This is a genomic window from Halorhodospira sp. 9621, assembly GCF_022228055.1.
Classification (GTDB): Bacteria; Pseudomonadota; Gammaproteobacteria; order Nitrococcales; family Halorhodospiraceae; genus Halorhodospira; species Halorhodospira halophila_A.
Genome location: NZ_JAJNRD010000024.1, coordinates 1 through 23,329, shown reverse-complemented (window position 1 = coordinate 23,329; position 23,329 = coordinate 1). Strand labels below are relative to the sequence as shown.

21 protein-coding genes are annotated in these 23,329 nt (G+C 60.5%); 10 read left to right on the top strand and 11 right to left on the bottom strand.

The annotated features are described in order from the left end of the window. Positions 1–237: 237 nt before the first annotated feature. The gene (locus LRF89_RS10555) at positions 238–2,034 is read right to left on the bottom strand and encodes an ABC transporter ATP-binding protein (RefSeq protein ID WP_238637063.1); all 1,797 of its coding nucleotides are present in this window, start codon (positions 2,032–2,034) and stop codon (positions 238–240) included. Positions 2,035–2,186: 152 nt separating this feature from the next. On the opposite strand from LRF89_RS10555, the gene LRF89_RS10550 reads away from it, so the two are divergent. The 6 genes from LRF89_RS10550 to LRF89_RS10535 all read left to right on the top strand — a co-directional run bounded on the left by LRF89_RS10550 (position 2,187) and on the right by LRF89_RS10535 (position 10,324). Next, complete coding sequence (locus LRF89_RS10550) at positions 2,187–3,584, top strand: putative O-glycosylation ligase, exosortase A system-associated (RefSeq protein ID WP_238637062.1); 1,398 nt, start codon at positions 2,187–2,189, stop codon at positions 3,582–3,584. Further along, positions 3,581–4,822 (top strand): glycosyltransferase, encoded by a 1,242-nt coding sequence (locus LRF89_RS10545; protein ID WP_238637061.1) that lies wholly within the window; start codon positions 3,581–3,583, stop codon positions 4,820–4,822. The genes LRF89_RS10550 and LRF89_RS10545 overlap by 4 nt, the downstream gene beginning before the upstream one ends. Beyond that, positions 4,807–5,802, top strand: a complete 996-nt coding sequence (locus LRF89_RS10540; protein WP_238637060.1) for a glycosyltransferase family 2 protein — start codon at positions 4,807–4,809, stop codon at positions 5,800–5,802. The genes LRF89_RS10545 and LRF89_RS10540 overlap by 16 nt, the downstream gene beginning before the upstream one ends. Positions 5,803–6,593: 791 nt before the next feature. Then, positions 6,594–7,739 carry a glycosyltransferase gene (locus LRF89_RS13650; protein WP_443134963.1) on the top strand — a complete coding sequence of 382 codons (1,146 nt, stop codon included), beginning with the start codon at positions 6,594–6,596 and terminating at the stop codon, positions 7,737–7,739. A 608-nt stretch (positions 7,740–8,347) separates the two neighbouring features. Continuing rightward, on the top strand, positions 8,348–9,313 hold the full coding sequence (locus LRF89_RS13645) for a glycosyltransferase family 8 protein (RefSeq protein ID WP_443134962.1): 966 nt from the start codon (positions 8,348–8,350) through the stop codon (positions 9,311–9,313). A 201-nt stretch (positions 9,314–9,514) separates the two neighbouring features. Next, entirely contained in the window at positions 9,515–10,324 is an 810-nt protein-coding gene (locus LRF89_RS10535; RefSeq protein ID WP_238637059.1) for a hypothetical protein, read from the top strand. A 57-nt stretch (positions 10,325–10,381) separates the two neighbouring features. On the opposite strand, the gene LRF89_RS10530 is transcribed toward LRF89_RS10535, so the two are convergent. From LRF89_RS10530 to LRF89_RS10505, 6 genes are all read right to left on the bottom strand, one after another. Further along, complete coding sequence (locus LRF89_RS10530; protein WP_238637058.1) at positions 10,382–11,317, bottom strand: stealth family protein; 936 nt, start codon at positions 11,315–11,317, stop codon at positions 10,382–10,384. A 114-nt stretch (positions 11,318–11,431) separates the two neighbouring features. Then, positions 11,432–11,992, bottom strand: coding sequence for a DDE-type integrase/transposase/recombinase (locus tag LRF89_RS10525; RefSeq protein ID WP_238637057.1), 561 nt, complete (start codon positions 11,990–11,992; stop codon positions 11,432–11,434). A 316-nt stretch (positions 11,993–12,308) separates the two neighbouring features. Beyond that, on the bottom strand, positions 12,309–13,307 hold the full coding sequence (locus tag LRF89_RS10520) for a hypothetical protein (protein WP_238637056.1): 999 nt from the start codon (positions 13,305–13,307) through the stop codon (positions 12,309–12,311). A gap of 134 nt (positions 13,308–13,441) precedes the next feature. Further along, positions 13,442–14,278, bottom strand: a complete 837-nt coding sequence (locus LRF89_RS10515) for a hypothetical protein (RefSeq protein WP_238637055.1) — start codon at positions 14,276–14,278, stop codon at positions 13,442–13,444. Beyond that, positions 14,275–14,913 carry a class I SAM-dependent methyltransferase gene (locus LRF89_RS10510; protein ID WP_238637054.1) on the bottom strand — a complete coding sequence of 213 codons (639 nt, stop codon included), beginning with the start codon at positions 14,911–14,913 and terminating at the stop codon, positions 14,275–14,277. Before LRF89_RS10510 ends, LRF89_RS10515 begins: the two co-directional genes overlap by 4 nt. Continuing rightward, complete coding sequence (locus LRF89_RS10505; RefSeq protein WP_238637053.1) at positions 14,910–15,803, bottom strand: glycosyltransferase family A protein; 894 nt, start codon at positions 15,801–15,803, stop codon at positions 14,910–14,912. The genes LRF89_RS10510 and LRF89_RS10505 overlap by 4 nt, the downstream gene beginning before the upstream one ends. An 81-nt stretch (positions 15,804–15,884) precedes the next feature. On the opposite strand from LRF89_RS10505, the gene LRF89_RS10500 reads away from it, so the two are divergent. Together LRF89_RS10500 and LRF89_RS10495 are read left to right on the top strand one after the other, a co-directional pair. Further along, on the top strand, positions 15,885–17,666 hold the full coding sequence (locus LRF89_RS10500; protein WP_238637052.1) for an arsenate reductase/protein-tyrosine-phosphatase family protein: 1,782 nt from the start codon (positions 15,885–15,887) through the stop codon (positions 17,664–17,666). Further along, the gene (locus LRF89_RS10495) at positions 17,663–17,914 is read left to right on the top strand and encodes an acyl carrier protein (RefSeq protein WP_238634377.1); all 252 of its coding nucleotides are present in this window, start codon (positions 17,663–17,665) and stop codon (positions 17,912–17,914) included. The genes LRF89_RS10500 and LRF89_RS10495 overlap by 4 nt, the downstream gene beginning before the upstream one ends. Before the next feature lie 7 nt (positions 17,915–17,921). Here LRF89_RS10495 and LRF89_RS10490 read toward each other — a convergent pair whose 3' ends face one another. The 3 genes from LRF89_RS10490 to LRF89_RS10480 all read right to left on the bottom strand — a co-directional run bounded on the left by LRF89_RS10490 (position 17,922) and on the right by LRF89_RS10480 (position 20,606). Continuing rightward, positions 17,922–18,710 (bottom strand): type II secretion system protein N, encoded by a 789-nt coding sequence (locus tag LRF89_RS10490; protein ID WP_238637051.1) that lies wholly within the window; start codon positions 18,708–18,710, stop codon positions 17,922–17,924. 69 nt (positions 18,711–18,779) lie between these two features. Further along, the gene (locus LRF89_RS10485; protein WP_238637050.1) at positions 18,780–19,319 is read right to left on the bottom strand and encodes a hypothetical protein; all 540 of its coding nucleotides are present in this window, start codon (positions 19,317–19,319) and stop codon (positions 18,780–18,782) included. Between the two features lie 81 nt (positions 19,320–19,400). Then, positions 19,401–20,606, bottom strand: a complete 1,206-nt coding sequence (locus tag LRF89_RS10480) for a sigma-54 interaction domain-containing protein (RefSeq protein WP_238637049.1) — start codon at positions 20,604–20,606, stop codon at positions 19,401–19,403. Positions 20,607–20,947: 341 nt separating this feature from the next. Between LRF89_RS10480 and LRF89_RS10475 the strand changes: the two genes are divergently transcribed. Both LRF89_RS10475 and LRF89_RS10470 read left to right on the top strand, forming a co-directional pair. Then, positions 20,948–21,910: a sensor domain-containing diguanylate cyclase gene (locus LRF89_RS10475; protein ID WP_238637048.1), complete on the top strand. Its 963-nt coding sequence runs from the start codon at positions 20,948–20,950 to the stop codon at positions 21,908–21,910. Positions 21,911–22,132: 222 nt separating this feature from the next. Beyond that, a complete protein-coding gene (locus LRF89_RS10470; protein WP_238634385.1) occupies positions 22,133–22,984 on the top strand; it encodes a hypothetical protein in 852 nt (283 codons plus the stop codon). 56 nt (positions 22,985–23,040) lie between these two features. Here the strand turns inward: LRF89_RS10470 and LRF89_RS10465 are convergent, their stop codons facing one another. Next, positions 23,041–23,241, bottom strand: a complete 201-nt coding sequence (locus LRF89_RS10465) for a hypothetical protein (RefSeq protein WP_238634387.1) — start codon at positions 23,239–23,241, stop codon at positions 23,041–23,043. Between the last annotated feature and the right edge of the window lie 88 nt (positions 23,242–23,329).

Sequence of the window (23,329 nt, the reverse complement as noted above, 5' to 3'; positions counted from 1 at the left end):
CGTGATCCCAAGCCCGGCGCGGACCACCCAGACAGAGTGCGGCACGTGCCTCGCCATCCCGGGTAATCAGCCAAGGCTGAAACCTGCCACTAGCCGGGTTCAAGGCCCGGTACAACGACTCCTGCCAGGCTCGTGAGAGGAAGGGATTCCCCCCGGCCCGACCAAAAAGCCAATCCCAATCCGTGGCCGCCTGCTCAAAGGGCACCGCACCAACACGCCACCCCCCCTGCGTCACGGTCAGGCCCCCGCCGCAAGCTTCCGGAATTCCGCCCCGCCCTCGTAGAGCTCTTCCCAGGTCCCCTCCTCGACCAACCTGCCCCGGGAGAGGACGAAGATCCGGTCACACGGCTGGACGGTAGAGAGCCGGTGCGCGATCAGGATGACCGTCTTGGTCTGCCCGAGGTTGTAGATGGCATCCATGACGACCCGCTCCGTGGCGTTGTCGAGAGCGCTGGTCGCCTCATCCAGAACCAGCAGCGGCGGGTCATGATAGAGCGCCCGGGCGATCCCAATCCGCTGACGCTGCCCGCCGGAGAGGCGCAAGCCGCGCTCCCCGATCACCGTATCGTAACCGTTCGGGAGCTCTTCACGGACGAAGGCGTCCAGATTTGCCATGCGGGCCGCTCGCTCGACCGCAATCTGATCAATGCGAGACTCCGGGATCCCGAGGGCGATGTTGCCGCGGACGGTGGTATCCGCCAGGAAGATGTGCTGCGGCACGTAGCCGATAGCGGCCTGCCAGCTGCGCATATTCGCCGCTGTGATGGGCTCACCATCCACCTTCATCCTCCCCTGTTCCGGCTCCAGCAAGCCTAGCAGGACATCGACGAGCGTACTCTTCCCCGCTCCCGAAGGCCCGACCAGCCCCACCCGGCTGTAGGCGGGGATGCGCAGGTCCAAGTCCTGAAGGGCGGGCTCATCCGCGTTCGGGTACCGGTAGGTCACGTGCTGTATGGCGATCTCGCGACGGGGCGTGAGGGGATCGACGGATTCCTGGGGATCCGGCAACGCGATCCAGTCACCGTCGTCCCGGAGGTCCCGCACCAGGTGATCCAGGGCGGGTTTGGTGAATCGTAACCGAGCTATCGCATTGAAAATCGCCTGGAAGGCTGGTACGAGGCGCTTGGCGGCCAGCGCATAGGCCCCGATGATGGGTAGCGTCTGCCCCAACCCACCCTGCCCCATCAGGAACAGGACCAGGAGAACGATGCCGCCGAAGGCAAAGGCCTCGATCGCGTAGATGGGCATCGCGCTGAGGATGCTGGCATTGGCCTGGGTCCGGGCATACTGCTGGGCCGCGTCCTGGTAACGGTCCAGATACACCCCCTCGCGGCCGAGCAGCCGGATCTCCTTGGCCCCCGCGAAGGCCTCGTTCACGGCCACAAAACGCTGCTGGTTGGCCCGCACCCGGGTGCTACCGATGCGGCTGAGCCAGTGGCGCGCAAAAAAGTAGATCCCGCCGTAGACCACTGCGAAAGTCACCGCCACAAAGAGGGTCAGCACCGGGTAGAGCAGAAGCAGGAAACCAAGGAGCAAGACGACGACCAGCCCCTGACTGACCAGCCGCAGGCACGGCATCACCGCCCCCTCAACGGTCTGACGGCTCTCCTCCAGCACGGTCTTGGCCAGATCACCGGAGTTGCGGTTGACGAAGAAGACGTAGGGGCGGCGCAGATAGCCGCTCATCAGCCACTGCGAGACCCGGTACTGCAGCATGTGGGTATAACGCGTGGTGACCCACTTCGTCGCCGCCTCGAAGGCGTTGCCAAGGGTGATCGCCAGGAACGCCAGGATACCGAGCAGGTAGAGGAAGGCCTGCGTCGACTCGAAACCGAGGCCGTCAAAGGCGGTTGCCAGGGCCTCGTTCTGCTGAATGGTCTGCGGATCGCCCAGCACGGCCAGGAAGGGCATCACCGAGGCCACCCCCACCAACTGCAGGGCCGCGTTGCCGATCATCAACACCAAGAGCCCTGCCGCAATCCAGCGCTCCCGCCCCTGGATGAGGATGGACAGTTTGCCAAGCAAATCGCGCATGAAGGTGCTCCCTGAGCTTGATCCCTGTCCAGACTAGGACAGGAAAGAGTGGACCGACGCACCCATAATGTAGTTCGTCGCCACGCTCTAAACCGATCATGGCAGATACAGGCTGACCCGCCTACGCTGCCAGAGACCAAAGGCCCGCTCTCATGCTGCCGCTTCGCGACCTCCTCTTCGGGACCATGATCTTCGGATCGCTGCCGCTGATCCTCTACCGGGCTTGGGTCGGCGTCGCGGTCTGGTACTGGGTCGGCCTGATGAACCCCCACCGACAGGTTTGGGGTGCCTTGGCCCAGGCTCCTGTCGCTCAACTAGTCGCCCTGACGACCCTTTTCGCGATGCTTTTCGCCCGCGAAAGGCGCGCGCCACCGCTGACCAGAGAGACGGTCTTTCTCGGGCTATTATTCCTGCACATGACAGCGGCGACCTTCCTCTTCGCCTGGCAGCCCGAGGTCTCGCAGCAACACTGGGATCGATACGCCCGAATCCTGATCCTGGCGGTCGTCACGCTCATCCTGATCGACGGCAAGGTCAAGACCTCGTCCTTGCTCGCGATCACCGCACTCTCCATTGGCTACTGGGGGATCAAAGGCGGGCTCTTTACGGTGCGGACCGGTTTTGGCGGCATGGTCCTCGGCCCCTCCGGCAGCTTTATCAGCGGGAATACGGACATTGGGCTGGCCCTGGTCATGACCTGGCCGCTGATGCTGGTGCTGGCGCGGGAGGTCTATCGCGGTGACTTCGTGGTGCCCATCGGCCAGGCCCTGCTCGACCGTTGGCACCAATGGCTTGGGCGTGCCCTCTACGGGGGGTTCTGGCTCCATGGGATCGCGATTATCGGCACCTTTTCTCGTGGCGCCTGGGTGGGGATGGCAGTCGTGGGGCTGCTGATCTTCCTGCGCCTGCGCTACAAGGGCTTGCTCGTAGGGGCTGCGGTACTGGCCATCGGCGTCGTTGGGGTTACTGTCCCGGACCGGATCCAACACGAGTGGGAGACCCTGGTCCACTGGGAGGAGGACGCCTCCGCCGGAGGCCGCCTGGACGCCTGGGAGGTCTCCTGGAACATCGCCATGGACGCCCCTCTGACAGGTTCTGGCTTCGGGACCATGCAGTTGCCCTACGATTTGTGGAACAGCTACCGGGAAGGCCCCCCCCGCTCGCGGCTGGCGGAGCACAGCATCTACTTCCAGGTCCTCGGGAACCTGGGATTCCTCGGGCTCTTTCTCTATCTGAGCCTGATCGGTTTCGTGCTGGCCAGCCTGTGGCGCATCTTCCGGCAGGCCCGAAAGGCACCGGAGACCCGATGGATCAGCGAGTGGTCCTGGGGCGTCGCAGTCGGGCTGATCGGATTCCTGGTCGCAGGCGCCTTCCTGAGCCTCGCCTACTTCACTCTGTTTTTCTGCATGCTCGCACTGGCCATCGTCCTGCGGCGGGAGTACATGGAGGCACAGCCGGCGGCACATCCGGCCCGCCAACCTGAGAGTGATGGACCGCAGGCCACGCCCACCGGGACCACTGCCCACGCCTCGCGAGGTGCGCGCGCATGAATCGCCAGCTGCGCCTGCTCATCGTCCTGACCAGCCTTCCCTACCCGCTGGTGGATGGCCAGAGCCTGCGGATCTTCCACTACGCCAGCGGCCTTCAGCGGGACTGTGCCATCGACCTGGCCCATCTTGGCGATGACCGCCCCACCCCGCCCGCACTGGATGCGATCTTCGATCACATCCACCGACTGCCTGCTGACCCCTGCCGGCCTTCCCCCTGGTGGCAGCGGGTGCGTGAGCTCACACGACCCGAGTCTCTTGTGCCGACAAGCCGGGCGTTGTACGAATTCCTGGCCGATGCCAGTACCCAAAATCGCTACGACCTAATCTGGGCGGGCGGCGTCCGCTTGTTACCGTCCTTTCCCGCGCTACGTACTCCCGTCCTTTTGGATGAATGCGATCACGACCCCTTGGCCCTGCGGCGCCTACTCGCCCTGGAGCGACGTCCCCGGGAGTGGTTGCGGCTCTACCGCCGGCACCGCCTGCAGCTGCAACTCGAGGCCCGCCACGCACCGCGGGCCTCCGCCGCTGTTTTCGTCACCGACGCGGATCGCCGCTCCTTTCAGCACTCCTGCCCGGTTGTGCCCGCACACACCCTCGCCAATGGTGTTGATAGCCACTTCTTTACGCCCAATAATCGCGCGCCACAGTCCGGCCACATCGTCTTCGAAGGGGCGATGGACTTCGAACCCAATATGCGCGCCGCACGCTATCTGGCGCTGCGGGTTATGCCGCGCCTGCGGACTGTCATCCCCCATGCCCACCTGACACTCGTCGGCCGCGACCCGACGCCAGCGGTTCAGGCGCTTGCGAACCGCTTCGTCCATGTCACCGGCGCGGTGGAGGATATCCGGCCGTACCTGGCAACAGCCGAGGTCTTCGTCGCCCCCCTACACTCCGGCTCTGGAATCAAAAACAAGATCCTGCAGGCCTGGGCAGCGGGGGTGCCGGTGGTTGCCAGCGACCGCGCGCTCGAAGGCCTCGAAGCGCATGATCGCGAAAACGTGATTCTGGCCTACACTGAGGACGGGTATAGCGATGCCGTTACGCAGCTCCACCATGCTCCTGAGCAGGCACGGCGCATCGCGGAGAACGCGCGAGAGACTGTGACCAGGCTTTACACTTGGGAAAGGTCCACTCGCCGACTCAAGAGCATCCTATGGGGGCTGGCCGAAGACTCTGTTGGCGCTGCCCTTCCGCCGCCTCCGCAAAGACAGGAGCAGGCATGTTCTTTTCGGTGATCCTCCCAACCCGAGACCGGCCTCAGCTTTTTGCCGCAGCCTTCCAGTCGGCATGCCGGCAGGATTTTGATGACTTCGAGATCCTCGTGGTCGATGATGGATCCACCCCCGAGGCAGCCGCGCAGATCCGGGCACTGGTCGATAAGCATCCCCGGGCCTATCTGCTTCGACAGCCACGCCGTCCGCAAGGACACGGTCAAAGCTACTCCATGAACACAGCCGCCCTTGAAGCAGCGGGCGATTATCTCGCTTTCCTCGACGACGACGACGAATGGACCGATCCATCCCATTTAACTCAAGCCGCTGAGGACCTCCAGAGAGCGGAACGCCAGGTTGACGCCTATTACACAAACCAGGCTGCCTTCTACAGCGACGGGCGACGCAAGCCCGGGCGCGTGTGGCTGGAAGATCTGATCCCGCGGTACACCGACACGTCCCCCGAAGAGCCAGGCCCCGCGCGCGCCGCGTTCCTGACCCCTGAGGAGCTCTTGTGTAGCGGGGGATTCGCGCATTTAAACTGCTCGATCCTTCGCCGCCCCTTTTACCTGAAGCTAGGCGGGATGGATGAGGGCATCCGCTACGAGTGCGACCGCGACCTCTACCTGCGCACGCTCGACCAGGCGGAGCACCTGCTCTACAGCCCGCGTTGGATAGCCCGCCACAATATCCCGGACCCCAAACGCGCCGACAACATGTCAACCGTAATCTCTGCCCTGCAAAAGGCGCAGTACCAGATGATCGTGTACCAAAAGGGGCTAATGACCGCTCAGCGCCCTTCGGTCCGGGAGGCCTGCCGCCTGGGGCTCGGCTATGTCTACAAGCACGCCGCCGAACTCCTCCACACCACAGGACAACGGCAACAAGCCTACCGGTATGCGTGCCAGGGGCTCGCCCTTCATGGAAATCTCCGGTGGGCAGCCTACACCGCATACCTCGCGGCGTGCCGCATCCTACCTACGCAGACCACAACTAGCCCATGACAAGGCCGGATCACTTTATTCGCGCGTTGCCGGGTCTGCTCCGCCCCTATCGGCGCATCTTCCTGCTCAGCCACATGCGCGCGTATACGAGCCTCTTCGGACACATCCTCGGCTCCCACCCGGACATCGAGGGATATTACGAGTTGCAGATGGGCTACCACAGCCGGCGTAGCCTCCTCCGCCAGAAGCTGCACTACTTCTACTACCACGGCCACACGCCAAAACACCGTGCCCACTACCTGCTAGACAAGATTCTGCATAACGACCATCGGATAGACCCGTCCATACTCGCCCGTTCGCGCGATACTTACATTTTTTGCTTGCGCCCCCCTGGCGAGACGGTCCCCAGCATCATCGACCTCTATCAGCGAGTATCGCCCGAACACCAGTGGGCCACCGAAGAGGGCGCCTTCACTTACTACCTCGACCGTCTAGAAGGACTAAGGGATTTATCAGAGCGGTTGCACGCGCGGTATCTCTTTATGGACGCCGGATGCCTGACCAACCAGACTAGCCGGACCCTTGCTTTTCTGGCCCAACAGCTCAACCTCACCACCCCATTGCAGCCCGATTACCAAAGAAGGCCAATGACAGGTCGGCCCTCCCGGGGCGATCCATCGGAGCGAATCGAATCGGGGCGTGTCATAAATACCCCCTCTCCTAAACCCCCGGTCACGGAGGGGCGATGCCTAGAGACCGCCACCGAACACTATCACACCGTACGCAGTCTTCTTGTACGAAACTGCCAATCTGCCTGCTTGCTTGGTTAACGCGGCACGAATAGAACTGTCATGCGGTTGTTAAATCCTTTTATTCACCGCCTCCCCAACTACTCTGAAGGACAAGCGTCGCGCGAAAGCAGTGCCGCTATCATTTCAAGCAGCTCACGATTGCCCAAACGGATTCTCTTTGTAACCGGCCACGCACACCTCCCAGAGCTCGTTGGAGGTATGGAGGTCAACACCCACCGCCTTGCGATTTGCCTGAAGGAGCAAGGCTACGACGTCGCAGTTCACTGCGCACTCCTCGGACGCGGTCTTTTCGGATCTATCTCACGGCTACGCCGCAAAGTCCTCGGACGCACCTCCGTAACCGATCACGGCCTCTCCTATCCTGTGACGCGGAGCTGGAGACCAGAGGATTCTATCCCTGACGTCATAGACCGATTCAAACCCGATCTCTGCATCCTCCAGGGTGGAGCGAAGGCGCCATTTTTTATTGACACCCTATCGAGCCTTTCCCAACCATTTTTTTATTACCAACACAACCCCCAGCCGCTCGACAGAAGCACGATCGATTCTCACAACCCCTTTATTGTTGCGAATTCGGTTTTCACTTCTTCTTTTTACCCTGAAGACAGGATCCTCGATATCATACCCCCTATTGTCGACCCACTCCTCTACCGAACATATACAGACCATACTCATGTACTATTTGTAAACCCTGCGCCACATAAGGGACTAGATATTGCGCTGGATCTTGCGTATTACCGACCGGACATCCCTTTCCTGTTCCTTCGCCAACACCGCAAACAGCTGCGGAGCTACCCGCTCCCTCCCAACGTCCACCTTTGCGGCCCCTATGCCGACACCCGCAAAGCATATAGCCGCACCGGCCTTGTTCTGGCGCCATCCCAATGGGACGAGACATGGGGGCGCGTGATATCAGAGGGACAATGCAGCGGTATACCCGCCCTGACCTCTGACTCCGGCGGCTTACCGGAAGCCGTTCGAGGAGGAGGTATCTGCGTACCCCGCCACGCCCCTCACGCGACCTGGCGTTCCACCTTATCTGCCATATGGGATCAGCCAGAACACCGCCAAAGACTAAGCAAACTCTCTCATCTGAATGCGCATCGCGGCCCCTGCTCCCCGAACCAGGCTGTGCAGAAGCTTACACGCGCTATGCAACGCGTTTATGATTTACACCCAGGCTAATATATAAGTTGGTCATATCATGGACACATCTTACAACGACCACCAACTGGCCTTTCTATACGGACGGGTACAAAGCGGTCGCGGCATCGCAACCCGCCATTGTCAGAAACATTCAAAGGAGATCGAAGCTGCCGTAGGTCGGCCCATCTACCCAGGATCTTTAAATGTTATTCTTGACCACCCTGTCCGCTTCTCCCGCGCTCATGCCTACCCGTTCGATCACGGCCACCGCTTTCTGTGGCACGCCACTTTGTTCGGTCATCCGGTCTGCCTTTATCGCTGGTCAACGATCCCCCTCCATATCTGCGAAATCATAGCCGATGTCAAACTCCGCTCCCACTTCCAGCTAGCTGACCGCGCCCCGGTTATCCTCGCCGTCGACAAGCGCATACCGTGTCGCCCTGACCTTATTTCCAGAATCGGATGGCTGACTCTATGGTTGGGACGAAAACGCTGGTACTATGACTTTGACTATTATGAGCGTTTAGTTCGTTATTATACTTGGCGCGTAGGCGCGGCTCAAAAACCGTGGAACCAATCATGCGCGGATCAAAAGTGACCGGCCCTTTTGACGGCTTCCCCTCCAATGGCTCCGAAGGCGTTCACACATGAACGAACGAATTTCACATCCCACAGACCCCTTAAACATCCTCCTCTGCGCGAACAATGATTTCGCACAACACGCCGCTGTCACACTAGCCTCACTCTTACTTAACAACTCAGACGAGGCCGTTTACGTAACCTTTGTTGGCGACCTCTCAGAACGATCTAAGGATTCTTTAAAAAAGGTCGCAAACCTATCGGGGAGCGCTTATCTGTCTTTCTTGAGCCTATCGGAGCTCCGAGCAACGCAAGACGCCGACCTGTTCCCGCCCAACCTTCCCACCCAAGGCGACTACTGCGTAAAAGGTGCATATAGCATAGATATTTATACGCGCTTGCTGGTCAGTAGGATCTTTGACGAGCACACATATAAGGTCCTTTACCTGGACAGCGACATTGTCGTTCACGGGAGTCTGCGCCCCCTTTGGGAGACGATTATTGACCCTTATCCACTAGCAGGCGTCCGGGTTCCATACTTCGACCGGACACACTTGCCGAACTTTTCGCCTGGCGATCCTTATATTAATTCCGGGGTCTTACTATATAACTTACCAAGATGGCGCGAACTGGAATGCGAACAGCGGTGCCTTCAGTTCCTGGAGGATAACTCCGAGATCGTTCGTGACCCGGATCAGGACGCCTTGAATGGAGCATTGAAGGGAGAACTTTTTTTTCTACAACACAAGTGGAATGCCATCGGGCCCTATTCACGTGCGCACGCTACCCCGGGGAAAAACAAAAAGCAACCAGTAGTATATCACTATAACGGTCCCAACAAGCCTTGGCTTTACATGTCTAATCACCCTCATAAACACTTGTACTATCGCTATCTTCGCAATACACCATGGAATACATACACACCGCCCGACAAGTCTCTCATAAACATTTTTAGTAAAACTACGAGGGCATTTTTACCCTTTGCGCTTAGACGTTTTTTAAAAAAAATCGCGAACCCCAAAACTCACCCATAACGCTTCCCTAGAAGGCCATTCTTTACTTCCAGGAACGAAAAAACTTACACTACCGAACATACGATAGCCCGGTACGAAAATAGTTAAAAAAACGTAACTAAATGATTTGCGGCAAAAACCGTAACCCCCATAACGAGCTTAGACAACAAGAAGGGCAGCCGAATGATCTCTCGCCGTAACTTTACTTATTACCGAGAACGAATGCTAAAAGAGATAAAGAACCACAAGGACATACTTGTCTTCAAAAAAACAAAACAAAAACCAACTCTTTCAGGGCATTCGAACGTCATTGTGAGCTTGACGAGTTTTCCGCAGCGCATCCGGCATGCATGGATCCCAATCGAAAGTATATTCTGGCAGAGCCGTCGCCCAGACAAAATTGTACTCGTTCTTTCACGTGACGAGTTCAGAGGGCACACTATACCCTCACCCTTAAAAGAGCAAGAGAAGAGAGGCCTGGAGATTTTATGGGTTAATAAAAACCTACTGAGCTATAAGAAATTGCTACCAACTCGGGAACTATATCCGGACGCGACAATTATTACAATTGATGATGACATATTCTACGAACGGTCCATGCTCTCCGATCTCCTTGCGGCCACCGAACATGAAGGGGATGCGGTTATAGGGCATCGTGGCTGGGAGATTACGTTTGCAGAGGATGGATTCGCCTCATACCATCAATGGCGTCCGATTAGGCGTCGAACTGAAGGGGGGTGCGTTCTACTAACTGGCGCCGGCGGAATCCTATACCCACCAGGATGCCTAGACAACAGCATTCTGCTTGACTACAAGTTAGCGGCACGTTTGTGCCCAACCGCCGACGATATTTTTTTCTGGGCAGTAGAAAGGACCTCCGGTTCGCGCGTTATATGCCTAGGGCGGCATGATGTTAGACCGCTAGGCCTCCAGTCTTTTTCCCCTTCTTTAGCTAAATTGAACGTTTCCCTCAAGAAAAACGACCAGCAGATGCGGGACGCTGCTGATTACTTTGGTATTCCGTATGGATGACTTAGGGATATCCCCGCCTATTTGCGAAGCCATTAAAAATGGTATCCCTGTGACCGGCTACACTTCAAGAAACTCCCTCAAAAATGATTCACTTTCTTTCTGCATCACATTAGGCATCATATCAATAGACTGGAGACAAACCGTTTTGATATTTTTGTTTCTTTTGCATATTAACATTCGTTTTTGTATCCCTTGGGCGCCATGTTTTGGCTCTATACTCTCCCAATCATCAGCTCCTTTTAAAGCGCGCCCCTCCGTGATTCCAGCATTAGCGACAAGGGTTGCAGGAGTGAAACCATCCCATGCCCTAAACCTATGACTGATATTACTTTCTAACCGGTTATCTTTCTCAATGACCTGCCTTGCGTAGGATTTCACGAAGGGCTGCGGCGCGTGACCAAGAGAAAAAAGATGGGGGATGCCGAGTATCTCCTTCTCTTGCCGCCCTCCGATGAAGCCGTCTTTTTTTATACCGGTTGCCACCCACCGTACCACGTAGCGTAGCCCCTGCGTGTTTATTCCTCTTCTCCACCCCCGCCATTTCGGCTTGTCACCGGAAAAATAATCTTTCTCGGATATCCGTCTTATCAAGAAAATATCATCGTTAAAATACAGGTAGCGCTCCGAGAGATCCGGTATACGGTGGAGCATAGTTTCGATAGCGGTGGAGTTAAAAGTTGGCAATGCCCACTCGTTTCCTGAGAAAATTGTCTGATGGTCTACTAAATTTACATCGAGCCTTTTCTGCATAGCCTCCGTTAGCCACGAGGGTCTCTGGTTGTCGGTCACCAAATAAATTCTATCAATCCAGGGCGCATTTTTCCTAATAAGGTGAATACAGTAGAATATCTCAAAGACTGATCTCCACCTCGTCGCGAGTCTGGCGGTACTTTTCTCGCCACGCTTGGGGCTTTCTTTGTCAGCCCATAAGAAACGCTTGCGTTGATGGTCTTTATCACAGCCGTCCACCCATGTTATTACAGCGTCAACCATTACGAATAACTCTTTATATTCTACGGATAGTCCGCATTGAAAGTCGGTTCTGAATAAGCGGCTAGGCCGGAACACTCGCGGCTTCCGGTGTGCCCAGCAGCGGGCGTTGACCACCTAGATGTCAAGACCTGACTGGTCATATACCTGTTTGCGGAATGAATCCGGGCGCTCCTCGTGCCACTGCTTGAGTTTGCGCACAGGAGTGACATGCCCGAGCGTACGCTGGGGAATGTGGTGATTGGAGAGCCGCTGATAGTGCCAGAGCATCGTGCCGAGATCGGCTCCCGAATCGAAGTGGGTTCTGCGCAGGATATCGCTGATACGGCCGTTGAATCGCTCGACCACCCCGTTCGGCTGCGGGCGGCGAGGCGGTCTGAGCCGGTGCTCGATGTCATGGCGGGCGCACAGCTGGCCGAAGGCATGCCGCCCCAAGGGACGTCGGGTCTTCTGAGTAGGGCAGCCTGTGAAGGCCAGGTCGTTGCCCGTGTGCAGCGTATGGATTCGGAACGGGGCTTTCTCCTGGAGTCGCTTGAGAAAGCGCACAGCCGTCTTGCGCGACTTCTCGCGGTGGCGCTCAAGGTAGCCCGAGCGGCTGGCCCGGTCGACGGCCACGAACAGGTACGTGCGCCCTTGCTCATCGGCCATCTCCGGCAGGTGCTTGATGTCGACGTGCACGTTAACCGGGCCGGTAATCCTTGAACGTCCTCGTTGGCGGCGTCTCGCCTTCCGGGCACGGTGTCAGCTCTTCGAGCTGCGGGGCCTTGTGACAAACCACGCCCCCCACTGCACCGCCAGGCGTCCCGTACGTATCCGGCTTCGAATGAACTTACGACCACCAGAACGCCATCCGAAGGGAGCAGCCGATTCCGTCGGAGCACCGTCACCATCGCCAGCTGCTGCGACGGCGTCAGCGCCGTGTGCAGCCGGTGTGGTCGATGGCAGGGACACCCTATTCCCTCCCGGTACTCGCAATCGCGCGCCATTGCCATTGTCATATGCAATCGTTGTGCGATATTTTTTTCCACGCAGCCACTGCATAACTAACATCCCTCGGCAAATCCCCACGTATATTGCTTGGATCAGACAGTCGTTTTTCCGGATGTATGAGTACGTACGCTACCGCCAACTCACGCCTAACACTATTGAAATTAGTGCCAATCCCACGACATGCAGCGAATATGTTCCTTAACTCTAAATCGTACGAACCACGCCAGTAACCGTACGCGTCGTAGGTCAAGATCAGTCGCATAGCATCATACCAGAACGGCGTCCATGCTAAGTTTGTGGCTGCGAGATCAATGACAACAGGACCACCTGGCGTTAAAATTATATTTTTTGGCTCAAGATCGTTCTGAGAGGGTATCTGCGGTGCACCCAGCAACTTTACAACCACCCGATATTCCACCCCTCGTGCGAGGCAAAAGGCTTTAACTTCAGCATCCCCAGCACTGACGAGATCCTGCGCCACCTGTCGTTTGCCACCCTCAGTCACAAATAAAAAACACCCTAAACGAATTCGATTCAATATCCCTTTAACCGCATCACTAGCAGAATCGGAGCTCGCCTGATTAAGGTCAACCCCCCACACAAATTCTTCCACTAGCGCACGCCCATCTTGAATCACTCGATAGGCCGGGGTCGGCAGGTACGCTCGAATTTTTTCCCTTATACTAACGTACTCCGCGTTGAAGGATTTTCTAGGAGCGAATCTATACACACTGTTCTCGCTGGGCGCTAACAGCACTACGTCCCACTTCCGCTTCATCGGCATCGTGGTCAACGCCGTAGCCGGACCTCCGGTGCAATCACTTCTAAAATGACTCACCCCAAGGCACGACGCTCGCCAGAACACATCTTTCCACCCCCTGAACTCCCCTTTAATACCACGATGAAGTATAAGATGATCGGTGCTTTCGGCCCCCTTCTTATAGGCGAGCTTGGGAGTGACGACATAATCTCCTGCTTGCAGCCAATCCTGATAAGTCCGCACAACCTCCATCATATTTCGATGGATCGCTCGCCACCGCCTCAGTCTTTGCTGGGCCTCGAATATCCGATATAAACTTTCTAAGCCTCGGCTCACAAAAGACCTCTCCTCGGACCCACCTCCGTACTAAGCGATAATTACCGCGGGGTGCCGCCCAAAAACGCCTCAGATAAGATCTTCCTCCGGTGGTACCGGGGCGCACCCCCAAACCGATTGAATAAATCAGGATAATCTAGATAGACAGCGCTTAATATCGTCTCTTCATCGTGAGCGTAGGCCGTATCGAGCGAGGCGCGCGCTTTCAAAAGAAACCTTCGCTCCATTTCTGGCCAGACCGCTGCCCCGCCCCCCAGGAATGACGCGCTCACCGGAAGCGTACCACCAAAGTAGCGCATATCATTCTTGTAGCAAGAGACTTGCGCCTCGGGGAGGCGAACGCGGGTGAAGTCCCAGTTGCGCCTTTTTCTCGAGCAACGTGCGACTGAGGCATCAACCCACGCAAAATAGCCGCCCAAATTACAATCTTGCGATTTTTCGATCGCCTCGCGGACCAGAGAGACTTTGCTTAACCAAATCGTAAGAAGGTCTTTATAAAATTGCAGACCGCCTCTTTTCCAGTCCCGCCAGTAGTGAATCACCCCCTTTTCCTTGTTTTTTTCCTCCGGCTCTGGAAAAGCATCCAGTCCCATCCGCTCGCAGCTCGCACCGAAGCCTTCACTAAAGTCGCGCGCGGGAAGTTCATCAATGGGCTTTTCCGCCGGAACAAGGTCAATCCCGTTATCCAATGCATGTTTTTTCACAAAATGGAACAGAGCAGGATCATCGTAAAAGAAGACCAGCCGGCTTCCGGCGAGCATCGCCAAGGTTTTGGGGAGTAGCTTATAATAATGCTCGGCAGGATTTTTCGGACTGTCGGCGAGGATCCAATGGCCGGATACGTACGTCCGGTCCAGCTGAGGCCTTGTGAGCCTCATCGCGCCCTTCCGTGCGGCTTCTGTGCCAACGCCCAAACCGTGACGGGGTAGCGCCGCTCATTCTTTAGGCTGCCGAACCAACCCCGCCGCGCCCAGGGTGTGAAGTTTGCCTTGACGCAGGCCCGGTTGCCCCAGGAGTACGTCCGCGTCGTCTCCAGCGGGAACCCGCATTCCGCCAGGAAATAACGCATCCCGGTCTCGGTCCACCGCGTGCAGTCGTAGGGGATCTCGTGTACAAGGACGAGAAACGGCGTGGCGTTAAAGAAGTAGCCGCCGGGTCTCAGCATCTCGTAGACGTTCCGCCCCGCCCGATAGGGCCAGAGCAGGTGCTCGAACACCTGGTCTGCGATGATGAGGTCAAATTTCTGATCCAGAGGTCGTTCGCAGACGTCGTAATCCGGGTAATTCGCTTCTGTGTAGGAGCGAAAAGGAATTTTCCGAAACCGCTCGCCCGCGGATATCTCAAGAACATCGAGCTGCTGCGGACCCAACTCTTCGATCAACGCAAAGGCTTGCGGGTACATCGCTGCCCGGGACCAGTGCTGGTAGTCGTAGCCAACGGCGGTCAGGAGTCGCTTCGTCTTAGCGGCCAGCTGCGGCCTTTTTTGAAGCTCCCGTATCAGAGCCCTTCTCATGCTTCCTGCCTTTTTTTCTCTTCTGCCTGCGGGAAGAGCGAGCCTTTTCTGATTTTATTCAGAACCAAGCGATCGGATACAAAATAGAGCAACCGATTCCGCGGGCGCAAACCTCTTATACGATCTTCGGTGTAGATCTCACGGATGTACGAAGGGAGCGCTGCAACACCACACTCTTTGAGAAGCGCGTACAGCAACTGGTTCTGGAAACTGCGCTCGCTGTAGCGTAGAAGCCGACGCCAGTAAAGCCGTATATCCGCCGGGGACAAAGAGAGGGAGTCAAAATAGAATCGGGCGTCTTCCGGATTGACGATGCGCTGAGTGTGTGTGTCGTCTTTGCCGCCCTGCAGATCGGTGAGGAAGAGATAGCTCAGCAGCCCATCCTCACCCTTGGCACCGACCGGCAGCCGAATGCCACGCCGGCGCATCAGCGCCACTGCGTGGTCGCTCAAGGCGTACAGATTCCCGCTCAGGTAGTGGTTCTTCACCAGCTCGGCGGACCACGGCTCCTTACTCCGCCCGGACCCAGGCAGGGCTGCTGCCGCGTAGGCCTGCGGGTTGTTCTCCAGTGCTTCGATGAGATGCTGAATGCTGCCCCGGCCCGGGCGGATATCGCCGTCCAGGAAGCAGTGGGCCGGTGCGTCCAGCGCGAGTTCATGGATGTAATAATTCCACGCGTTGGCCTTGTCAGCGATTTCGAGTTCGTGGCCGACAATTCGCCGGTCCTCCCGGGCCAGCCGGTGGACGATGGCGGCGGAACGGTCCGCTGAGCCGTTGACGATCACGTGGGCCCTGAAGGCGCGGTCCCCACACGCCTCTTCCAGGGCGCCGAGCGTGCGCTCGATCAACCGTTCTTCGTTATGGGCGAGGACGCAGACTGATATGGTCATGATTACCATCAGGCTAGCAGGCCCTGTGGCTTTTGCCCTCTTAACTTGCCCTCGCTTTCCCCGTAACCTAGCCGAATGTCAATGCCCCCTGAGCGAGCACTGGTCCTGGATGGTGAGGAGCAATCCACACTGTCCATCGTGCGTTCCCTGGGTCGTCAGGGCGTCTCGGTAACTGTAGGCGCAGCCGATCCTGCTGCAATTTCGCGCTACTCCCGCTACGCCGCGGGTTTCATCACCTACCCAGACCCGCTTACCGATCCAGCCGGTTTTCTGGAGCGACTGGTCGGCCATGTGGCCGAAAACGGCTATGAACTGCTCATCCCGGTCACCGAGCTGACCACGCACCCGGTCGCACGTAGCCGGTCACGGTTCACGCCCTACACACGCTTGGCGATCCCGGAACAGTCTGCGCTGGAGATGGCTACCGACAAGGAGCGCACCATCGCGCTCGCTCAGGAGTTGGGCATTCCGACGCCGCAGACGGTTACCGTCGCTGACGCTCAGGGCCTAGCTGACTGCGCGGAGGCCATGCGTCTGCCCTGCGTCCTGAAGCCCATCCGCTCGATTGCGGAGAGCCCAGGCGGTCAACGGGCGAAGATGAGCGTCGCCTACGCCCACCACCGATCCGAACTCCTCGAGCTGGGGGGGCGTTTCCTGCAGCGCGCCCCTGTACTGATCCAAGAGCACTGCGCAGGCCAGGGCGTGGGGATCGAGCTCCTGGTCGATCGCGGTGAGGTCGTACACGCCTTCCAGCACCAGCGCCTGCACGAGGTCCCCCTGACCGGGGGCGGCAGCTCGCTGCGCCGCTCGGAGACACCAGAACCGGAGTTGGTGGGGTACGCCCAACAGCTCGTCCGCGCCCTCGGCTGGCACGGCGTATTGATGGTGGAGTTCAAGCGCGAGGGTGCGACAGGTACGCCCTACCTGATGGAGGTCAACGGGCGCTTCTGGGGGTCGCTCCCCTTGGCCGTGGCGGCGGGCGCCGACTTCCCCTGGTTGCTCTACCAGCTCTTGGTCCACGGGAGACGGCCGCCACCGTTCACCGCCCGCCCCGGGCACTTTGCGCGCAAGCTCCAGCCCGATTGCTACTGGTATCTGCTGGCGCTTTCCCGTCGCGACCCGAGCCCGCTCATCCGATGGCCCAGCGGCGGTGAGATCGTCCGGAGCGCACTACTGTGCCTGCATCCGCACCACCACATCGACGCCTTTTACTGGCGCGACCCCCGCCCGGCGGCGGTCGACCTCGGGCGCACCCTAGGTTGGTTCGCCACCATGCTCGCCGAGCACGGAGGCGAGGCCTGGCAACGGTATCAGCAACTACGCCCTCGGCGGGGTCTGCAGGTTTTGCGCCTGGCCAGCCAGGCGCGCCGGGTGCTCTTCATCTGCCATGGCAACATCAACCGCAGCGCTGTCGCTCAGCGCCTGATGGAGCATCGTGGCGAGCATCTGGAGGTGACCACGGAGTCCGCCGGCCTACTGGCACGCGGTGAGCGCCCTGCCGATCCGGTTATGGTGGCAATCGCCGCCGAACACGGGCTCGACCTGGGGGGGTGGCGCTCCAGGACCGTCACCGCCGAGCAGATGGAGCGCGCCGATCTCGTCCTGGCCATGGAACTGGCCCATCTGCGTGCGCTGCGCCGGCGTTTTCCGGAGCATCGGGCCAAGATGTACCTGTTGAGCGGCCTCGATCCGTTCGGCAACACACCCACTGATATCGCCGACCCATACGGCCAGCCGCGAGCGGCGTACGAGCGATGTTTCCGCCAGGTCGAGCACTGCCTTCGCAACCTGAGTGCCGCGCAGGCCACTGGCGCCGCAGGTGACGTACCCAACATACAGCCCAGGGATGGAGAGACATCATGACAACCGAGCAGCGGGTATTGGCGGTGCTGGAACAGACCCTCGAGCTCGGTGGAAGGACGCGCGCGATGGACGCCGACACCCCCCTACTCGGCGCACTACCCGAACTCGACTCCATGGCGGTGGTGCTCGTCATCGATGCCCTCCAGCGCGAACTGGAGATCGAGTTCGAGGAGACGGACATCACCGCGGAGGCTTTCGCAACCGTCGGTTCCCTAGTGGCCCTGGTAGAGGCCCGGCAGGCGGGCTAGCCGGGCCTCAGCGTCGCCCCGCCTCACGGATGCGGAACCCCTCATCCGCCGGCTCGGCGTGCTGGCTGAGCCAGTCGCGGAGCGCTGGATCGGCCCCCTCACGGGGGGTCACCACGGCGTCGAGCTGATAGCTGCCGTCCCGGCTCACCTGCCACTGGCCCGACAGCCCGACGGCCCCGCCCTGGTCGCTGAGTTCGCCACGGGCGCGGTTGCCCGATCCGCTGACCGTGGTCGTGGCACCACCCAGATCCAGCGTCTGGCCGTCTTGGGTGACGCTCAGATCCTGACCGGTGATCCGACCCTCCACCGAGCGGATTTCGCCGTCGTTGCCCAACGAGAGTTGATCTACCTCGTAGGTCACGTTGCCGCTGACCGGCGGCAGCTCCACACCGCGCTCGCTTGCCATCTGGCGCAGCCGGTCCATGGGGACCTCGCCGGTACCCTCGGAGACCTGCCAGCCGCGGGCCGAGCGGGTGGCGACACCCTGGAAGCGCGCATCATCCAGGCTGCCGTCCAGATCGACACTCAACCGGCCGGTGGCCAGCGATCCACCGCGGACCTCCCAGGCCAGATCGAGCGTCCCTGCATCCATACCCCAGACCCGCGGCACCTCCAGCTGCTGGATGCGTCCGGATCGTACGCTGCCCTCCACCTCAGCGCTGCTCCATGCAGCGGGCATGGGCAGGTGGCGTTCGGCGGTGCTCCAGGCCGAGCTCGCGGGGATATGGCCCACAGCGTAGACGGCGCTGGCACCGACAGCGATGAGGAGCAACAAGGCGATTAACAGCGTTCTCATGTCTGCCTCTGGATGGTCGGGCGGGGATAGCACAGCGCAGCGGCCCTGAGCTGCCGGCCCCCGGATCGCTCAAGGGCGGAGCAGTTCCATCAGCTCCCGTTGCCGTGCCGCTACGGCCCGCCGATCGGCATCGGGAACCGAGCCGAGAAACTCCGTGATACGCTCCCGTTGCGCCTGAATGTCCGCGATGATCTCTGCCTTGGCGACATCGCCGAGGTGCGGGTTCTCCTCGATCTGCTCGATGGCCTGTTCCAGCTGGGCCTGCAGCTCCCGCGGGTCACCGGTTTCCAGGGCGATGAGCGCCCGATAGATGCGCGCGCCGTCCTCCGCCCAGGCGGCCACCTCCTCGTAACCGTTGGACTTAAGCGCCGCCACCGGCTTCTGCAGCTCATCGGCCGTGCTGCGGAAGGCCTGCTCGCTCTCGCCGACACCGCGTAACTCCCGGGTCGGGTGCCAATCGGCTAGCTCCTCCTCCACAGCCTGCGCCTGAAGGGCGCGAGTTGCCTCCTGCCATTGATCGACCCGCTCCGGGGTGAGGGCCAGCACCGCGCCGGGAAGCGCTCCGGTGAGCAGCGCCAGCGCCGGAAACAGGAAACGGCGGTTGAGCATCGGCCGACTCCCATTGTCGGTCCATCATTTCTTACAGGATATCAGGCCGGCCCGAGACCGCCCGCTGGACCCACCACCCGGTCAGCGCATCCCGTGCTTGTCGAGGAGCTCATAAAGAGTCGGTCGGGTCACCCCCAACTCTACAGAAGCCCGCGAGATGTTTCCGTTGCAGCGACCCATGGCCTCGGCGATCACCCGGCGCTCGGCCTCTTCGCGCACCTCACGCAGCCGTGGCAACTCCTCCTGGGGTTTTGGGGAGCGGGGCAAGGGCACCCCGAGGTCCTCAGCACAGATCGGCCCCGTTTCGGTCAAAATGACGGCGCGGCGAATGGCGTTCTCCAACTCGCGCACGTTGCCGGGCCACGGGTAGGCAGCGATGACAGCCAGCGCATCTTTGCTCAACTTGCGGCCGCGGTCGCGGCGCCGCCGCGTCATCCCCTTGAGCAGCGCATGGGCGATCAGCGCCGGATCCCCGGGGCGCTCGCGCAACGGCGGCAGCCGCAGCTGGACCTCGGCGATGCGGTAGTAAAGATCGTCCCGGAATACCCCCTCGCCCATCCGCTCCACGAGATCCCGGTTGGTCGCGCACACGACCCGCACATCCACCGGGATCTCCTTGCGACCCCCGAGGCGCTGGATGGTCCGCTGCTGCAGGAAGCGCAGCAGCTTCGCTTGAACCTCCAACGGGAGCTCACCGATCTCATCCAGGAACAGGGTGCCACGGTGGGCGCGCTCGATCCGCCCCACCTGTGACCGGTAGGCCCCGGTGAAGGCGCCGCGCTCGAAACCGAAGAGCTCGCTCTCGAGTAGCTCCGAGGGGATGGCGGCGCAGTTGATGGCCACCATCGGCCCGCCGGCTCGGGCCCGGTTGAGCTCGTGCAGGGCCTTGGCGAAGAGCTCCTTGCCAGTGCCACTCTCCCCGAGCAGGAGGATCGTGGCATCCGAGGGGGCCAGCTGCTCGGTGTCCCGGCAGAGCTGGATCATGCGCGGATCGCCCGTGACCAGCCCGAGTTGCCGCGGGCCGGCCTCTCCGGGCTGACTGCGCACGCCGCCTGTCGGCGCATCATCGCCCCCGCAGAGGTCTCCCGATGCTGCCTCACCGACCATGGCCCGCTCCACCGCCCGGATCAGCGATGCCGCGGTAACAGGCTCCACCTGGATCTCCGATTTCAGGGAGACCGAACCTTCGGAGTCGACTTCCGCCCGCCCCAGGCGCAGCCCCTCGCCGTGTTCAACCAGACACCACGCTCGAGGCGTTTCCCGCGCGTCTTCTTCCCATTGAGCCATGCTCGTCCACCCTGACCGTTTGTCAGTCTGCGGCCATGACACGCATTGAGCGACGCCCCCTCTCCGATGAACCGTTGGACCCAAACGTCAGCCGGCCGCCCGGAACACAAAACTGAAGCCAGACCAAGGACCGGGGAAGCGTCGTGTTTGCGTTCTTCGGCGAGAACCTTCGCTAGAAAATTAGCACCCTGTCAGGTGAATACCACGGTCGGCGGGCCGTTTCGGAAGCACGGATGTCCACTTTTATGGACGACTGCCCATGGCCCGCCGTCCAACTCGCAACCCCTTCCGGATCGTTGATCTACCATCAGGTGACATCAGTGCGCGCCAAGGATCCTCGGATGAAAGGCCCCAGCCTGGATAGCCAGCCCGCAGCGGGACCGGGCACCCCGAATCACCCTGCTCTACGGGGCGTGAGCGCCGAGGGCAAGATCGCCGTCCTGCAGGAGGTCGGCGGGATCGGGTTCTGGACCTACGACGTGGTGGGCGAGCGCGTCCACCTGGATGCGCGACTCCAGGAGATCTACGGCTACCAGCACCCCACCGGGCCGGTGGTCATGGATCTGGAGTCCTGGCGTGGGCACATTCTGCCGGAGGACCGCCCGTGGGTCTTTCAGCGCTTCTGGCAGGCGTTCCGGAACGACGAGCCTTGGCAGCTGCGCTTTCGGCTGGTCCGCCCGGATGCTGAGATCCGGCACCTGCGCTGCGAGGGCCGACTGACCGCCCACTCCGGGGGTAAGCCGCGTTATGCGGTAGGCTTTGAAGAGGACATTACCGATCGGGTTCTGCTGGAACGGGAGTTGGAGCGGCAGGCGCAGCACGACCCACTAACCGGAACCAGCAACCGGCGTCGGATGGATCATGTCCTGCATGACGAACGTGAGCGGGCGCTGCGCTACCAGGACCCGCTGTCTCTGCTGATCATCGATGGAGACGGCTTCAAACAGATCAACGACACCTATGGCCACGAGGCCGGCGATCTGCTGCTCCATGAGTTGGTACAATCCTGCTTCCGGCCTCAGCTGCGCACTGCGGACCACCTCGGACGCTGGGGCGGGGATGAGTTTCTGGTCGTTCTCCCGCAGACTGACGAATCCGGTGCCATCGATGTCGCGGAGCGTATCCGCGAGCGGGTGGCGACCCTGCAGCCGGGGCCGGGACACGTCACGGTGAGCATCGGCATCGCCCCCTACCGGCCGCCGGAGGCCACCGGAGCCTGGCTGCGCCGGGCGGACCTCGCCCTCTACGAGGCCAAACGCACCGGACGCAATCGAGTCGTGCGCTACCGGGAAGGGTTCTTGTAAAACTCCACCGGTTGGGTACGCTTCCCCCAGCCCCGCTTCTGCACACCGCCGGCAACCCACCGCCCGCGACAATCCTCGCCATTGCCTGCGGGCGTCCTCATCGGGCAGACATTCTCCGTCGCCACCCTGCCAAGCGCAGACCCCGCCGCGCGGACGCGCCGTCGGCCTCCGCCCGCGGCAGGCTGTAGAATGTCGCCCGTTCCAGGTACCAAGGAGCCGCCCATGGCCAAGCGCTACGATCGCCCCCCGCACCCGGAAGGCCCCTTTAACGCCGACCGCGTGGCCGATAGCGATCCCCCCGAGCAGGAGGAGCTGGGGGCGTTCCAGGAGCGCATGCAGGTGCGGGCCCGGGAGCGCACCCTGCTGTTCCTGGGTGCGCTGGGGGTTGCCGCTGTCCTGGTGCTGGCGACCCGCCACGAGCCCCAGATCGCCGCGTTCATGAACGCCAGCGAAGAGGCGGTGGGGGTGGCGCTGCTGGGCCTGACGATCGGAGCCATCGTCCTCTGGGGATACACCCTGCACCAGCTCATGGACCCGATCTTCGGTGATGTCCTGGGGGCGCGCGGCGACCTGGAGGTGATCGACCCCGATGTACCCGATTATCGCCGGCTGTTGATCGTGGCGGCGCTCATCAACCAGGCGGCCACAGGCTACTTCCGCGCCCTGCGCGAGACCTGCGACCGCGAGGTCCGGCTCGGCGATCTGCGCGCCCTGCGGCAATACCTACGCCAGCTGAAGAACCCCAATCTGGCCGGCGCCGCCGCGCCTCCCTCCACCCCCCAAGACGACTGGGAGCGGGGCTACGTGGTCTGGTCGGAACACAGCTACCGGTTCTTTCTCGACGAGCTGGATACCCTGGACTACATCGAGTTCCTCGACGGGGAGCTGGAGGGGGTCTCCCTCTATTTCGGCCGACCGGGGGAAGGGAGCTTTCCCTACAAGATCATCAGCTGCCCGGACTCGGTTCTGGAGGCCTTCGGTAGCCGCAGTGGCCTGGAGGAACGGATCGACGAAGAGCTTGAAGATGTGCTGGAGGTCTTCGGCGGCTGGGGGCAGGACCTAGTGCTCTACTAGGTCCCAGGATTGTTCCTGCGGCGGTCAGCAACAGGGGGCTGACCGCCGCCGAATGATCATCCGAACACCATCGGATACCAGAAGAATCCGACGATCGTGCTGATGCCGACGACCACAAAGGCGTGAAGCAGCACTCGGCGGTAGCCCAGATACATACCGAGCAATAGCCCCAGCGTGGGCAGGAACACGGCGCTCAGATAGGCAACCACCATCAGCCAAGTCGGCACCGCCCCCCGTCTCGCAGCAGATTCCGCCATCGGTCATGCACTCCCTGAAACGAAAAGAACCCCCGATCGGCGGACACTGCACGTGTGCGCTGAGCGGGGGCTCATCTCGATGACTGAC